This is a genomic window from Flavobacteriales bacterium, from assembly GCA_019694795.1.
Lineage (GTDB): Bacteria > Bacteroidota > Bacteroidia > Flavobacteriales_D > UBA2798 > UBA2798.
Genome location: JAIBBF010000006.1, coordinates 49341 through 63936, shown reverse-complemented (window position 1 = coordinate 63936; position 14596 = coordinate 49341). Strand labels below are relative to the sequence as shown.

Genomic DNA, 14596 nt, shown 5'->3' with positions numbered 1-14596 from the left:
TTGGAGACCTGAAAAATTCTGTCGGTACCAAAAAATAAGAATAGCTATATTGCGTTTCTGAAAGCGATGAACAAGGTTTTATTTTCCATTCTCATCATCCTGTTTCCGGGGCTCATCCATGCCCAAACCGGAGGCAATAGCACATCTTCTGCACTCAATTTGGTGAGCAGTGCGCGTATTGCTGCTTCGGGTGGGAATATGATTGCTGTTAAAGATGCTGATCCATCCCTGGGGATTTACAATCCTTCTCTGCTGAATAAAGGCATGGACAATACCTTTTCCTTGTCGTATGTCAATTATTTTGGCGACATCAACTATGGTTTTCTCAGTTATGTAAAGCACAAAGATTCCTTGGCAACATTTGCTGCGACCTTTAATTATCTTAATTACGGAAGATTCGAAGAACGAAATGAAGCCGGAGAAAAACTGGGGGAATTTAGCGCCGGAGATTATGTGTTAAACCTGAGTGCGGGTCGACAAATCGATTCTTCCTTTTCAATTGGAGCGAATCTGAAAACTATTTATTCTTCTTATTACACCTATAATGCCTTATCCATGGCTGTGGATGTGGCAGGAACTTATCACAAACCCGGTAAAGGATTCACGGCTGCTTTGATGATGCGCAACCTGGGGTATAATCTAAAGCCCATGTATACCGGGAACAGAGAATCTTTACCCTTCGAAGTTCAATTTGCCATTTCTCAAAAGCTGAAACATGCACCATTTCGTTTTCATCTTGCTGCAGAAAATCTTCAGAAATGGGATTTGAGTTATGTAGATCCAACGCTAAAACCAAGTATTGATCCAACCACCGGACAGGAAATTCCTGTAAAAACACCCGGATTCGGAGATAGACTTATGCGTCACATGGTGATAGGTACCGAGCTGACGACCAAGAATTTCTTCATTGGTTTCGGATATAATTACCGCAGGAGAAAAGAGTTAAAGGTGAATGAAAAAGGAGGCTTGGCAGGATTTTCATTTGGAATGGGAATGAAAATTAAAAAGTTCCAGCTTTCCTATGCGCTGGCCACCTATAACCAGGCAGGACTTTCTAATCACATCACACTTTCTTTCCGGTTGGACGATTTTAAACGCAATTAAAGTCTGTTCTAAAGGCTATATTTGTCCTCTCAATCCTTCGTCTTGAAAAAGATCAACATCGCGATCGACGGTTATTCTTCCTGCGGGAAAAGCACATTGGCCAAGCATCTGGCCCGGCATTTTAATTTTATTTATGTCGATTCAGGAGCCATGTACAGAGCGGTTACTTTGTTTTGTATTCGGAATGGGATGGTCAAGGATAATTATGTTCTGAAGGATCAGCTAATAGAGATCTTACCTCAATTATCCATTACCTTCCATTTTAACCCTGAAATTCAACGTTCGGAGACTTTTCTTAATGGCGAAAATGTGGAAGGCGAAATTCGTGGAATGGAGGTGTCGCGTTATGTTTCATTGGTGAGTCTAATCCGTGAAGTCCGTTTAAAGTTGGTTGCTCTACAACAAGAAATGGGAAAGAACAAAGGGGTTGTAATGGATGGACGCGATATTGGCACAGCAGTTTTTCCGGATGCTGAACTTAAAATGTTCATGACAGCAGATAAGGAGACCAGAGCCAAACGACGTTACGATGAACTCCGCTCAAAAGGGGTTCAGGTGACGATGGATGAAGTGATGGAAAATATTGCCAGCAGAGATTATGAAGACACCCATCGAAAAGAAACCCCCTTGGTACAGGCTGCTGATGCACGGGTAATCGATAATTCAATGCTCAGTATGGAGGAACAATTTGAGCTGGCAAAAGGATGGGTTCAGGAAATTTTGGATCAAAATACTGCTTGAATACAAATATTTTAATCGTTTGATTTAAAATTATTTAATTAATCTTTATTCAAATAAAACTTCATTATCCGAAAATTTGATTCCGATCCCCTTATTGGCATTTATTTCTATCGAAAACGATTTCGATTTTAAGTTGAGGTCGACCTGATTTTTCAGTCTATACTTTACATGGATCAAATATGTACCCGGGAATAATTGAACTGAAAAGTGCCCGGGGATCTCACCAGATTTCCACTTCAATTGCATATTGTTCACCACAAATTCAAGTTCAATTTCAGTAAGTTGATTAATCAGCTCGTCTGAAAATGGAATGGTGCAATTGACCTTTAAAGGTTCAAGATAACGATGAGCCAGATTGTAAAGATGAAGTTGAATCGATTGGTAGCGCTTTAAATCACGGGGATGGACTTTTTGCAGATTATCGTTTCCGATAGTGTATTGCTGACCCTTATACCTGCATATAATATAATCTGAAGGGCTATCTGTTTTAACCTGCTTTATTTTATTGATTTTAATATGATTAAACCGCTTCTCTTTAAGAAAAATCAGAAGTGCATTTTGATCCTTTTCCGACCATTTAAAGGGAAATTCCAAAAGCTGGCCTTGTCGTGATTCCCGGTAATTGCAGTAATTTTTTTTAAACTTAATCCGCTCGATTCCCTGATTTGAACCGGAAGACCGATACCATTCCAATTCAAAATCGTCGGTCCACTCATTTGGAATTTCAAACGATTGTCCTTTCCCTGTTACAACAATCCCGGTAAGGAACAGCATCAACCCGAACTTCTTCCACATTTCTAATTAGATTTGAATTCAAATTAAATTGAATTTGTCGAGCAAATCTACATACATCCCCGGATTCGACGGTATTCGTGCCTTGGCCGTCTTGCTCGTGGTGGGGAGTCACGCCGGATTGTATGAGCTTTTGCCGGAATCATTTTTCTGGCACGAACGGGTGTGGCGATTGTTTTCGGGGGAATCAGGCGTATTGCTGTTTTTTACCTTGTCGGGTTTTTTAATCACCATGCTGTTGCAGGTGGAAAAGGAAAAAACAGGAAGCATCAACTATGGAAAATTCATGATCCGTAGGTTGCTTCGTTTGGTTCCGGCATTGGTGTTTTTCCTTTTGGTAGTTTTTGCTTTAGATAAAAAAGAAATTCTGCTGGTCAATCGCGAAGCCTATCTGGCGGCTATCTTTTATTATTATAATTTTTTGCCCCAGGTTCACAATGTGGTGGAGTTGACCCATACCTGGTCGCTGGGTGTTGAGGAGCAGTTTTATTTAACCTGGCCTCTTTTGGTAAAATGGATTCCGCGAAACGGATTGCCTTTTGCACTTCTGTTGGTTATCGTTCTGTCGGTGGTTCTGATTTTAATTTTCCCCTTTTTACAGACCACTGTTGGAGGAAAATCGATGCCGCTGATGGAGGCTTATCGTCCCTTGCGTTGGTTATTCCCGGCTGCTTCGCCCATTGCTTTTGGAGCACTGATGGCTCATTTTAGGCGGGAGTTAAAAACATTAATACTGCATCCGTTGGTTCCTTTTCTGGCCCTGTTTTTTTGGATATCCCCACTTTATTTGCCGGAAGAGTTTTTGCTTCTTTCATGGATAATCCAGGGAAGTGCAGCAGCGATCATGTTGGGATGGATTTATTGTAAACCGGAATCCACATCGGTGCAATTCCTGGAATTTGCGCCCATGAACTACCTTGGAAAAATATCGTACGGATTTTACCTCTGGCAGGGATTATTTCTGCGCACAGGACCGGGAAGCGAGTTATGGTTTCAACAGTTTCCTCAAAATTGCATTGGAGCATTAATTGCTGCACTGATCAGCTATTACCTTATTGAACGGTACTTTTTAAAACTAAAAGATTCTTTTCGTTGAATCAATAAGCACCCAGCCATTTCCGGATAAACCATTCCATGGCCAATAAGAATACAATCAGGAAAAACAGACTTCTAAAATGAAGCAGATCATCAAACCGGCGTTCCGGATAAACCACTTCAACAATGTCTTCTGATTGCTGGAGCATGGATTTCAATTTTGCAACATCTCTGCTATTTACCATTTCACCTTTGGTGACGAAACTTAAATGACGCAGCAACTGATGGTCGGCCGTAGTTCTGGTAAATTCCGCCATCACCGGGGTGACGGTGAACTGACCGTTTACCGAATATTTTTTTCCGTTGGAAGTGGTGTTGGCCGTGTAGGAATATTGACCGGGGAGGAGTCGACCCAAATCGAGGCGATAAGCAGAACCACTGCGTGAAAACTGGTAACGAAAATCTTTTTTGTCTTCGCGAAGCAAAATAAATTCCACTTCAGCATCGTTGATTAATTCGTAACTCTGATTGTACAATTCAGCAGAAACGATAATGCTTTGGTTCTCTTCGTAACGGTTTTCTGCATTAACGCGGAAGTAACTTTTATTAATCCGCGAGGCGAGAAATTGAACCGATTTTTGAATAAAATCATTAAACGAATTGGAATTTCCGTTCATGGCAAATTCCTGCATTTTCCATCTCCAGATTCCTTCACCGCCGATTATTCCAATTTTTTGATCACGTTCGCTATTGTACATTACAAGAGGAATCCGTGTTTCAACCGTTCCGATTTTTTGAAAAAACAAGGTGTTCATGGCCACTGAGCTTTTCCAGTCGCCAAACGGAATTTGCAATGGTGGAAAGCGCTGAAAGTTTCTTCCCGATTTTTCATCCATGGAAAAGAGAGTAAATCCGGTATTAAATACGGCCGATGCATTGGTAGTACCGTTTCTGAAATTTTGAATTTGCAATCCGGTTTCCAGCGTATTGAACAATGGAATTGAGCTTTGAGACCCCAACACAAACACCAGCGGAACCTTTGCTGTTTTCGCCTGGTCGATGATTGTTTTGGAGGGATTCGTAATAGAAGGAATCTGGTGCAGGATGATTAAATCATAGGCATTGACATTCTCTGTAAATTCTGAAACTGTTTTACTTACTACTTCATAATTTTTATTGGAAGTAATGGCAGAAGAAATGGCTGCAATATCCGGATGCGGGGCAGCGGCCAGGAGAAGAATTTTTTGTCGGGAGTCGAGGACTTCAATGTAAATATCTCGAACATTATTCTGCGTACTTACTTCATTTTCGAGAATGGTGGTTTCAATCCGGAAATGTTGCATTCCTGTTTTTCTCGCTTCCAACAAAAAGGGGATGGATTTGCTAAAATGGTCGTCCGCAATACTCACCCTTTGCGATTTCAGTGCTTGACCATTCTGACTAATCTTTACATCAATCTCGGAACCTTTACATTTTTTTGCATCAACAATTACATTCACCGGAAAATCATTTCCCAAATAAGCCAAGCGGTTGTATTCAACTTCGCCAATTAAAACATCTTTTCGCACGGTAGTATCACCCAGTGCAATGGTGAAAACAGGAACGCCTTTTAAGCGTTGTGCAGAGTAAACGGGTGAAGAACCGTGGTTATAGATTCCATCACTGGCAAGAATAACGGCACCGAGATTTCGATTGTAATAGCGGGTAAATAATTCATCAAACAAAGTACCCAGATCGGTAGTACGGTCCTTAAAATCGATGTTTAATCCTTCACGTACCGATTCGCCAATTGTGTAAGTTCTAACATCATATTCATCCGAAAGATCTTTTTGTAATTGTTGAATGGAGGATAAATATCCGGAAGAATAAAACGAAGAATCGCTGTTTTGTAAAATAGAGGAGGAGTTGTCCTGAGCAATGACCACCACTGGTTTTTCTACTCTTCTGTTTTCTGTTTTTACCAATGGCTGAAGCAGAAAAAATGCAATAATACTTACCACCAGAAATCTGGAAACAGCCAAAATCCTTTTCCAGATTTTCGATAGTTCTTCGAATCTGGTTTCTCTGTAATAAAGCAACCCGGCATATAGTGCTCCAGCCACTAAGCAAAGCAGTATATACCAGGCCGGGTAAGTCAGTAGAATTTTCAAACCGATGTATTATCAGGTTAACATTCCGCCACAAACGTGGAGGGTTTGTCCGGTAATATAGGCCGACATATCCGATGCTAAAAACAAACAAGCATTGGCAACATCTTCAGGTGATCCGCCGCGTTTCATGGGAATAGAATCTCTCCATCCTTGCACTACTTTTTCATCGAGAACGGCTGTCATTTCAGTCTCAATAAAACCAGGAGCAATCGCGTTACTCCGGATGTTTCTGGATCCGAGTTCAAGCGCTACGGATTTGGTAAAACCTATAATTCCTGCTTTAGAAGCAGCGTAATTGGCCTGACCCGCATTCCCTTTAACTCCAACTACAGAGCTCATATTAATGATGGATCCGCTGCGTTGTTTTAACATCGGCTTTTGAGCCGCTTTTGTTAAATTAAAAACAGATTTAAGATTTGTGTTAATTACTTCATCCCATTGTTGTTCAGTCATACGCATCAACAAGGTATCGCGGGTGATTCCTGCGTTGTTAATCAGGACATCCAGTCGACCGAATTCAGCCACTACGTCATCCACTAATTGAGCAGCCTGGTTAAAGTCGGCAGCATCAGATTTATATCCTTTTGCTTTGATTCCCATAGCAGAAAGCTCAGCTTCCAATGCTCTGGCTTTTTCATCCGAAGAAGCGTAAGTAAAGGCAATATCAGCACCGGCTTCTGCAAACTTAACGGCAATGCCTTTTCCGATACCTCTGGAGGCTCCCGTAATTAAGGCCACTTTTCCCTGCAATAATTTCATTTTTGGTCTTGTTTAGTTTAGCTTTTTAGGTAATTTTGGTAATCCAATAACCAAATATAATGAGAAAATCATTCCTACTGCTGTCGTTTATTTTTATCGCCTCTATAGCTTCATCACAACGGTGGCTGGATATAGGTTTAAAAGGTTCATGGGGACCAACCTGGTTGTTTAATAAAAACATTTTTGATGATCAGGAGTTTAATCATCGCTTAAGTACCGGGTACGGATTCGGTGGTAAAGTGGGATTTAATCTTGATGATTTTCATGAAATCACGTTCGATTTTATGATCAGTAAATTTCAGCAGGATTTTAAATACAATTTAAAAGATACCGTTACCGGTGCTAGTCCAGAATTCGAAAAATCACTTCAGTTCCATACGATGGATTTCATTTTGATGTATCGTCATAATAAAGATGGTCGTTATTTTGAAGTTGGACCCGGATACTCCATTATTCGCAAAGCGTCCGGTACAAATACACTGCCCACGTTTGAAACTTCCGATGGTGTAATTTTAGATAATCTGGTACCAGGGTATCCAACGATGAATTTAGGATTCGGTGGTTATTTTATCGGAACCGAAAATTTTGGAATTACATTCGGAGCACGTTTTAGCTATGGATTAACCGATTTAATCAGCGAAGAAGGTCAGGCCAATCACCAGTATCCGGCTAATGTTAGTTATGCTACTTATACGCCTTCGCATCCATTTTCTGCACAATTGGTAATGGAAGCTAATCTGGATTTCGCCTACATGGTTAAAGCCAAGTGCTCGAATAAGCGAAAAATATTATTGTTTTAATAAGATTTAAATCCCGGTTCATCCGGGATTTTTTTTCTCCCCTTGCTTGCCTATATTAGCACAGAAGCTATGAAGCATTTTATTCGATTAATTCGGCCATTAAATCTCCTCATCATTGTATTTACAATGTACATCATGGAGTATGCCGTTATCGGAGATTCTATTTTGCGGGCAAGCAACAATCCTTATAACGTACAACTGACTTTGGGATGCCTGGACTTTTTTCTGCTGGTATTTTCTACGGTTCTCATTGCAGCTGCAGGTTATATTATCAATGACTACTTTGATATTAAGATCGACCGCGTAAATAAACCGGATAAAGTAATTGTTGGGAAATTTATTAAGAAAAGGGTAGCCATGTTATGGCATACTATTCTTAATGTTCTTGCCATTGCCATTGCACTTTACCTGAGTATAAAATACGGTAACTATTTTCCCTTGATCATTCATTTGTTTACCACGTTTGGATTATGGATGTATTCACTGACATTAAAACGAAAATTCCTGAGTGGTAATCTAACCATTGCCATCATGTCAGCGCTGGTGGTGGTGTTGGTTGGGCTAGTTGAATTACCCGGTATTTGGAACTATACGGAACACATTCCATCGCATGTTGCTATGGGACATCAGCATTGGAAGAATGTAATGTTTCAGCTGATTATCTTTTCTTCATTTGCCTTTTTATCTACCCTTATTCGGGAAATTCAGAAGGACCTTGCCGATATGAAAGGGGACGAAGTATTAAATTGTTCTACGGTACCCTTGGTTTGGGGTATTCGAAAAACTAAAAATTTTATCAGCGTTTTAATTTTTATTCTCGCCATTTCCATTCTGGCCATTCAACAATTATTTGCATCCGATTTAATTTCATCGCTTTATGTTACAATATTGGTAATAGTACCCATGATGTACAGCGCCTACCAATGCAATCAGGCTAAAGACCGCAAAGGATTTTTAGTTGCATCTGCCTGGATGAAATTCTCCATGTTTACGGGTGTTTTATTCGCAATTTTCTATTCATGATTTCCACTTTACTGAACAATAAAAAAGTTGTGCTGGCATCTAAATCTCCTCGCCGGCAGGAATTATTACGCGGACTTGATATTGATTTCACAGTTCGGACCATGGAAGTGGATGAAACATTTTCCCCTGAATTAAAACGGGAAGAAATTGCACTTTACCTGAGTGCAAAAAAAACATTTGCATTTAGAGAATCAATGGCAGATGATGAACTAATTATTACTTCAGATACCATCGTTTGTTTAGAGGACCATGTATTAAATAAAGCAGCAGATAAAAACGAAGCAGTTACAATGATTCGCCAATTATCCGGAAAAAAACATTCAGTATATACGGGTGTAACGCTCATGACGAAAACGAAAATTCATAGTTTTTTCGGTGAAACAGAAGTTTGGTTCAAGGAATTATCACTCCGTGAAATTGAATATTATGTAGAAAAATATAAACCATTTGATAAAGCAGGAGCATATGGAATTCAGGATTGGATTGGCTTTATCGGGATTAGCAGGATCAATGGATGTTATTACAATGTAATGGGACTTCCACTACAGTTATTGTATGAGAATTTAATCGATTTTTTAAATGAAGATTAAACTTTTTTTACTGCTGTTTTTAGTCAGCACGCTTACTTCATTCGGACAAGGAAATTACCTGGATTCGGTAAAGAACCATCGGCTGGAGCGAAATCTTGAAATGAAGGATACGGTAAAATCCCCATTAAAAAAAGATGAAATTTTGAAGTTTGAATCCTTACATTTTTTCGATGCGAATGAAAAGTGGCGGATTACCGCTGATTTTAAAAAAGCGAAAAAAAAATCCATCATCACTATGCCGACCAGTTCGGGCAAAATCAAGGAATATAAATTACTTGGTTACGCCCTTTTTAGGTGTAACGACACCAGTATTCAATTATCAGTTTATAGTCCTGTTCTACATCCGGAATATCTTTTTATTCCATTTACAGACCTAACAAGTGGCAATGAATGCTACGGCGGAGGTAGATATCTTGAAGTTGAAATGATCAATAAAAAACAGATTTTATTGGATTTTAATTTTTGTTATAATCCTTACTGCGCCTATACTACAGGATATAATTGTCCCATTCCGCCAATGGAGAATTTTGTCCCCATCCGCATTGAGGCAGGAGAAAAATTATTATGGGAATCCCACTAATGTTTTTATTTTTAATCGCTTAAAAAATCGAATGACAAAAAATAACAATACCAAGGAACCGGGATTTTTCGTTGCATTGATTCCTATTTTATTTCTTATCGGATTATTGTCGGTAAACGTCATGTTTTATGGAGATGGAGCCACCTACGGTCCGAATCAAATTGCTCTTTTGTTCTCTGCAGGAATTGCAGCGGTTGTGGGATGGGGTTTAGGTTTTACATGGGAAAATATTAGAGATGGAATTGTTCACAGTATAGTGAGTTCCTTGCCTGCTATTTTAATTTTATTAATGATTGGTGCATTAGCCGGAACATGGATGATATCCGGCATTGTTCCAACAATGATATATTATGGGCTGAAAATTTTAAATCCAACCATCTTCCTTGTTGCAGCTGTAATTGTTTGTTCAATTGTATCCCTTTCTACAGGAAGTTCATGGTCAACCGTAGCCACCGTGGGTGTCGCATTATTAGGAATAGGAAGTGCATTAGGAATAAACGAAGGAATGATAGCGGGAGCTATAATCAGTGGTGCTTATTTTGGGGATAAAATGTCGCCTTTATCCGACACCACCAACCTTGCACCTGCAATGGCGGGTACAGATTTGTTTACGCATATCAGGTATATGATGATTACAACGGTTCCCACTTTAATTATTACCATAATTATTTTTTTAATCCTCGGTTTTTCCATCGATGCCAAACCAAGTAGTGGTGGAATAGATGGGATGCTGATTGCGATTGAATCTAAATTTTATATCTCACCCGTTTTGTTTCTCGTTCCTGTGGTGGTTATCTTTTTAATTATTAAAAAAGTAGATGCCATTCCTGCATTGTTTATCGGTGCCCTATTGGGAGGAATAGCAGCGATTATTTTTCAACCGCAATTAGTGACTGAAGTGGCCGGTAAAGCAAGCAATTATCTGGATGCTTCTTATAAGGCCGTAATCAATGCCATGTACGGTGAGGTAAGTGTAAGCACCTCGAATGAAAATGTGAGCAAATTGCTTACTACACGCGGAATGGAAGGAATGATGAATACCATTTGGTTGATCGTTTGTGCCATGACATTCGGTGGAGTAATGGAGGCATGCGGATTATTGCAAAAAATTTCATCTGCAGTGGTTTCCCTGGCAAAATCAACCGGATCATTAATTGCCTCCACAGCTGCAACCTGTGTGTTTTTTAATGCAACTGCTGCCGATCAATATCTGGCCATCGTTGTTCCCGGAAGAATGTATGCAAAAACTTTCCGCGATCGCGGTTTAAAAGGTGAAAATTTATCACGCACACTGGAAGATTCCGGTACCGTAACATCCGTTTTATTTCCGTGGAATACCTGCGGAGCAACACAAGCTACAGTTCTGAATGTGGCTACGGGAACGTATTGGATGTATTGTTTCTTTAATCTGTTAAGTCCGATAATGACCGTTGTGGTAGGTTACCTGAACTTTCGGATTGCCCGCTTTGAGAAGGATGAAAAAGTGTATTAATGAAAAATCACGGATCGCATACTGATGGATCCCATTGTGTTTTTTTCATTGAAATAAGTGAGCTTATCTTTTTCATTGCGCAAGGCAGCGATATAAAGCAGAGGTAAATAATGTTCATTACTGGGTACAGCAAGTGTAGCGGCCTTTCCGAATTTTTTATAATTCACCAGTGAAGCATTATCGTTTTTATCAATCGCTTCTTTTATTTTCGAATCAAACTCTATGGTCCAGTCATAAGCGACATCCTTAAAAACTGCATTTCCCAGATTGTGTACAATATTACCTGATCCAATAATCATCACTCCCTTTTTACGCAAAAAGGCCAATTGTTTCGCCAGATCAAAATGGTATTGGGCATCCTTGGTATAATCGAGACTCAACTGTATAACCGGAATATTTGCTTTAGGAAACATGGGAAGCAAAACCGACCAGGTGCCATGATCTAATCCCCAATGCAGATCCTCTCCAATCGACGGATTTTTTATGGTGTTGCAAATCTCTTTCGCTAATTCCGGATTTCCGGGAGCAGGGTATTGCTGTTGAAATAACTTTTCAGGAAACCCTCCGAAATCGTGAATGGTTGGAGGATTGGGCATCGCCGTGACTTTCGTTCCAATGGTTTCCCAGTGTGCAGAAACACAAACAATGGCTTTAGGAAGAGGCATCAATTTTCCCACTTGTTTAAAACCATTCGAAAACTCATTTTCTTCAATTGCATTCATCGGATTTCCATGTCCAACAAACATCACCGGACTCATTTGTTCTGCATCGGGTAGGGTACTGGCCCAATCACCGAGTGATTTTAAACTGCTCATGGCTATAACTGCAAGTGAAGATTTATAAATAAAATCGCGACGTTTCATTGTAAAAACAGATCAACATTATTTTTCATTGAATCATAATCCCTGAATCCATTACTCAGTAAATAATACTGATCATTCTTTTTCCCAACTACAGAAGGAAAACCGCGAATACCTAATTCGTTCGAAAACCGAAATCCGTCATAGGTACTGGTTTTAAATTCAAATGAATTTAAGCGATCAAAAAATGCTTTTTCGGGCAATTGATATTTAGCGAGCAGCGGAAGATAAAAATCATCGTGCTCCATTATTTTGCCTTCATAAAAATGCTGATGTTGCATATCTTTTACAAATGAAAAGCTGATTTCAGGATTTAAATATTTTACCACTTCAATAGCAATAGAGGGACGCTCAGATCCGTAAACTGCAGTTCCTTCTTTCAGCATTTGTTTATAGGGATCACCCATTTTTTGTCCCGACAACTCCTCCAAACGTGGAATGGTATTTAAAATGTATTCCGAAATTTTTCCGATGGGACGAACCATTTCCCCTAAAACCATTCCGCCAGAAATTACTTTAAAATCGGCGGTTGAATTGTAATCATTATACAGGCGATTTATAACGGGACTAAAGGCATAACACCAGCCACAAAGGGGATCAAACAAATAATATATTTCGGGCTTGTTCATAGCGTAGTTTATTCAAAGATACAAAATAGATGTATATACAACAATTTAAAGATTAAAAAAGATTAATTTGCAAAAAAACAATGTATGAAATTTAGGAATGTGGATTATTCCAAAATGACAATTACCGAATTAATGATTCCTGCTTATGCGAATTTTTCAGGGAAAATTCACGGTGGAATTTTGTTATCGTTAATGGATAAGGTGGCTTATGCCTGCGCTTCCAAACACAGCGGAAAATATTGTGTAACGGTATCGGTAGACGGAGTTGAATTTTTGCAACCGGTCGAAGTAGGGGAAATGGTTTCCTTACTGGCATCCGTTAATCATGTTGGAAAATCTTCCATGGTCATTGGCATAAAAGTAATTGCCGAAAATTTCCAGAAAGGAACCGTAAAGCACACCAATACCAGTTATTTCACCATGGTGGCAAAAGATGAAAAAGGGGTTCCAACCGCAGTGCCGGGATTGGAGTTATCGAGCAGAGAAGAAGTTCGTCGCTTTATGGAGGCTATGAAACGAAAAGAATTAAAAGCACGCTATAAGGTGGAGCTGGATAATACCAAAACGGATCTTGAAATCGAAGCAAACCTGCATTTGCTTGAACAGGAAAATTGCAAATTGAACGTAGTCCTTTAGGGATTTACAGACATTTAAAATAATCAAAAGGCTCTGCACAGTCCTTGCACCGGTATAACGCTTTACATGCGGTAGAACCAAATTGACTGATCATTTCTGTATTGGAAGAATGGCATTGCGGACATTTTACCACGCGTTCTTCAAGCCCCATTAAAACGCGCTTGTCTATACTGCTGTGTTCCGGAGGAGCAATACCGTATTTATTTAATTTTTCCTTGGCTGCATCAGAAATCCAGTCGGTGGTCCATGCCGGCGAATAAACCATTTTAACTTCTACATTCGGAATTCCGCGTTGCTTTAAAGTAGAAACAATATCGTCTTCAATTTGCTTCATGGCCGGACAACCCGAATAAGTTGGCGTTATTGAAACAAGTACGCTTGAATCACTCACATCGATAGAACGGATAATTCCCAACTCCACAATGGAAATCACCGGAATTTCCGGGTCCGGAAGTTCTTCCAGCCAGGATTTTATTTCATCAGCATTGAACATGATTACAGAATAAAAAGTGCAGCAAGAATAAAAATGAGAACGATAGCAATGTATTGCCAAACATCCACAAAATAGGGGAAGTATTTATTGTAAAAATCCTTCAGTTTATTCATGATTTAAAAAAGAAGACCCGGAATTACCGGGTCTGTATTTTACCATTTTGCATCCGGATATGCACGAGGCAAGTATTGCATTTCTGCGAGTGCAAAACCGAGATATTCGGTATGTACACCTTTTTTACTTCCCGATTGCATATACGCATCTGCAGGTTTTTCGAGTGTGGCATCTGCAATGACCTTTGTAACTGCATCTATCCATTTGGTACGAAGTGCATTCAGGTCAACAGCAATTCCACTTTTAATCAGCATTTCATCCGATTCGTCCATTGCAAACATATCATTGGTAAACATCCAGATGTCGTTCAACGATTTTTGCACACGGTTGTGACTTTCAGTGGTACCGTCTCCTAAACGAAGCATCCAGTCGTTCGAGTGACGAACATGGTATTTTACCTCTTTTAATGATTTGGCAGCAAGAGCAGCAATGGTTTCATCTTTACTATTGCACAATTCAGTATACAACAATAAAGAGAAATTAGAATATAAGAACTGACGAACAATCGTATATCCAAAATCACCATTCGGTAATTCGGTAATAAGTGCATTTACAAAATTGCGTTCGGCACGTTTATACGCCAAAGCATCCTGATCGCGACCTTTGCCTTCTACAGTTCCTGCATAAGCAAGAAAACCGTTCGCCTGGCCAAGCAAATCCAATGCAATATTACTCAAGGCAAGATCCTCTTCGAGAATTGGAGCAAAACTAGTCCATTCGCTTAAACGGTGACCGAGAATAAGAGCATTGTCGCCTAAACGGAGGCAATACTGAAATAAAGCTTCTTGTTGGGTCATG

The 14596-nt window shown here is 39.6% G+C and carries 16 protein-coding genes; 9 read left to right on the top strand and 7 right to left on the bottom strand.

Going from position 1 to position 14596, the window contains the following annotated elements; translation table 11 throughout:
• The first annotated feature begins 66 nt into the window (after positions 1 to 66).
• Both porQ and cmk read left to right on the top strand, forming a co-directional pair.
• Complete coding sequence (gene porQ, locus K1X56_03775) at positions 67 to 1104, top strand: type IX secretion system protein PorQ (protein MBX7093818.1); 1038 nt, start codon at positions 67 to 69, stop codon at positions 1102 to 1104.
• Positions 1105 to 1146: 42 nt separating this feature from the next.
• Complete coding sequence (cmk, locus tag K1X56_03770; GenBank protein ID MBX7093817.1) at positions 1147 to 1845, top strand: (d)CMP kinase; 699 nt, start codon at positions 1147 to 1149, stop codon at positions 1843 to 1845.
• Between the two features lie 45 nt (positions 1846 to 1890).
• Here cmk and K1X56_03765 read toward each other — a convergent pair whose 3' ends face one another.
• The gene (locus tag K1X56_03765) at positions 1891 to 2640 is read right to left on the bottom strand and encodes a hypothetical protein (protein ID MBX7093816.1); all 750 of its coding nucleotides are present in this window, start codon (positions 2638 to 2640) and stop codon (positions 1891 to 1893) included.
• Positions 2641 to 2674: 34 nt separating this feature from the next.
• Between K1X56_03765 and K1X56_03760 the strand changes: the two genes are divergently transcribed.
• Positions 2675 to 3733 carry an acyltransferase gene (locus K1X56_03760; protein MBX7093815.1) on the top strand — a complete coding sequence of 353 codons (1059 nt, stop codon included), beginning with the start codon at positions 2675 to 2677 and terminating at the stop codon, positions 3731 to 3733.
• 1 nt (position 3734) lies between these two features.
• Here K1X56_03760 and K1X56_03755 read toward each other — a convergent pair whose 3' ends face one another.
• Both K1X56_03755 and fabG read right to left on the bottom strand, forming a co-directional pair.
• A complete protein-coding gene (locus tag K1X56_03755) occupies positions 3735 to 5822 on the bottom strand; it encodes a hypothetical protein (protein ID MBX7093814.1) in 2088 nt (695 codons plus the stop codon).
• A 12-nt stretch (positions 5823 to 5834) separates the two neighbouring features.
• On the bottom strand, positions 5835 to 6581 hold the full coding sequence (gene fabG / locus K1X56_03750) for a 3-oxoacyl-[acyl-carrier-protein] reductase (GenBank protein ID MBX7093813.1): 747 nt from the start codon (positions 6579 to 6581) through the stop codon (positions 5835 to 5837).
• A gap of 59 nt (positions 6582 to 6640) precedes the next feature.
• On the opposite strand from fabG, the gene K1X56_03745 reads away from it, so the two are divergent.
• From K1X56_03745 to nhaC, 5 genes are all read left to right on the top strand, one after another.
• Complete coding sequence (locus K1X56_03745; protein MBX7093812.1) at positions 6641 to 7381, top strand: hypothetical protein; 741 nt, start codon at positions 6641 to 6643, stop codon at positions 7379 to 7381.
• Between the two features lie 69 nt (positions 7382 to 7450).
• Positions 7451 to 8404, top strand: coding sequence for a geranylgeranylglycerol-phosphate geranylgeranyltransferase (locus K1X56_03740; protein ID MBX7093811.1), 954 nt, complete (start codon positions 7451 to 7453; stop codon positions 8402 to 8404).
• The gene (locus K1X56_03735; GenBank protein MBX7093810.1) at positions 8401 to 8994 is read left to right on the top strand and encodes a Maf family nucleotide pyrophosphatase; all 594 of its coding nucleotides are present in this window, start codon (positions 8401 to 8403) and stop codon (positions 8992 to 8994) included. The genes K1X56_03740 and K1X56_03735 overlap by 4 nt, the downstream gene beginning before the upstream one ends.
• On the top strand, positions 8984 to 9574 hold the full coding sequence (locus K1X56_03730; GenBank protein MBX7093809.1) for a DUF1684 domain-containing protein: 591 nt from the start codon (positions 8984 to 8986) through the stop codon (positions 9572 to 9574). The genes K1X56_03735 and K1X56_03730 overlap by 11 nt, the downstream gene beginning before the upstream one ends.
• 31 nt (positions 9575 to 9605) lie before the next feature.
• Positions 9606 to 11066 carry a Na+/H+ antiporter NhaC gene (gene nhaC / locus K1X56_03725; GenBank protein ID MBX7093808.1) on the top strand — a complete coding sequence of 487 codons (1461 nt, stop codon included), beginning with the start codon at positions 9606 to 9608 and terminating at the stop codon, positions 11064 to 11066.
• Here nhaC and ygiD read toward each other — a convergent pair.
• Together ygiD and K1X56_03715 are read right to left on the bottom strand one after the other, a co-directional pair.
• Complete coding sequence (ygiD, locus tag K1X56_03720) at positions 11063 to 11881, bottom strand: 4,5-DOPA dioxygenase extradiol (protein ID MBX7093807.1); 819 nt, start codon at positions 11879 to 11881, stop codon at positions 11063 to 11065. The two genes, nhaC and ygiD, sit on opposite strands and share 4 nt — an antisense overlap.
• Before the next feature lie 44 nt (positions 11882 to 11925).
• Positions 11926 to 12555 carry a DsbA family protein gene (locus K1X56_03715; GenBank protein MBX7093806.1) on the bottom strand — a complete coding sequence of 210 codons (630 nt, stop codon included), beginning with the start codon at positions 12553 to 12555 and terminating at the stop codon, positions 11926 to 11928.
• An 84-nt stretch (positions 12556 to 12639) separates the two neighbouring features.
• Between K1X56_03715 and K1X56_03710 the strand changes: the two genes are divergently transcribed.
• A complete protein-coding gene (locus K1X56_03710; protein MBX7093805.1) occupies positions 12640 to 13191 on the top strand; it encodes an acyl-CoA thioesterase in 552 nt (183 codons plus the stop codon).
• Positions 13192 to 13195: 4 nt separating this feature from the next.
• Here the strand turns inward: K1X56_03710 and paaJ are convergent, their stop codons facing one another.
• Both paaJ and paaC read right to left on the bottom strand, forming a co-directional pair.
• Complete coding sequence (gene paaJ / locus K1X56_03705; protein MBX7093804.1) at positions 13196 to 13684, bottom strand: phenylacetate-CoA oxygenase subunit PaaJ; 489 nt, start codon at positions 13682 to 13684, stop codon at positions 13196 to 13198.
• A 152-nt stretch (positions 13685 to 13836) separates the two neighbouring features.
• Complete coding sequence (gene paaC / locus K1X56_03700) at positions 13837 to 14595, bottom strand: phenylacetate-CoA oxygenase subunit PaaC (GenBank protein MBX7093803.1); 759 nt, start codon at positions 14593 to 14595, stop codon at positions 13837 to 13839.
• Between the last annotated feature and the right edge of the window lies 1 nt (position 14596).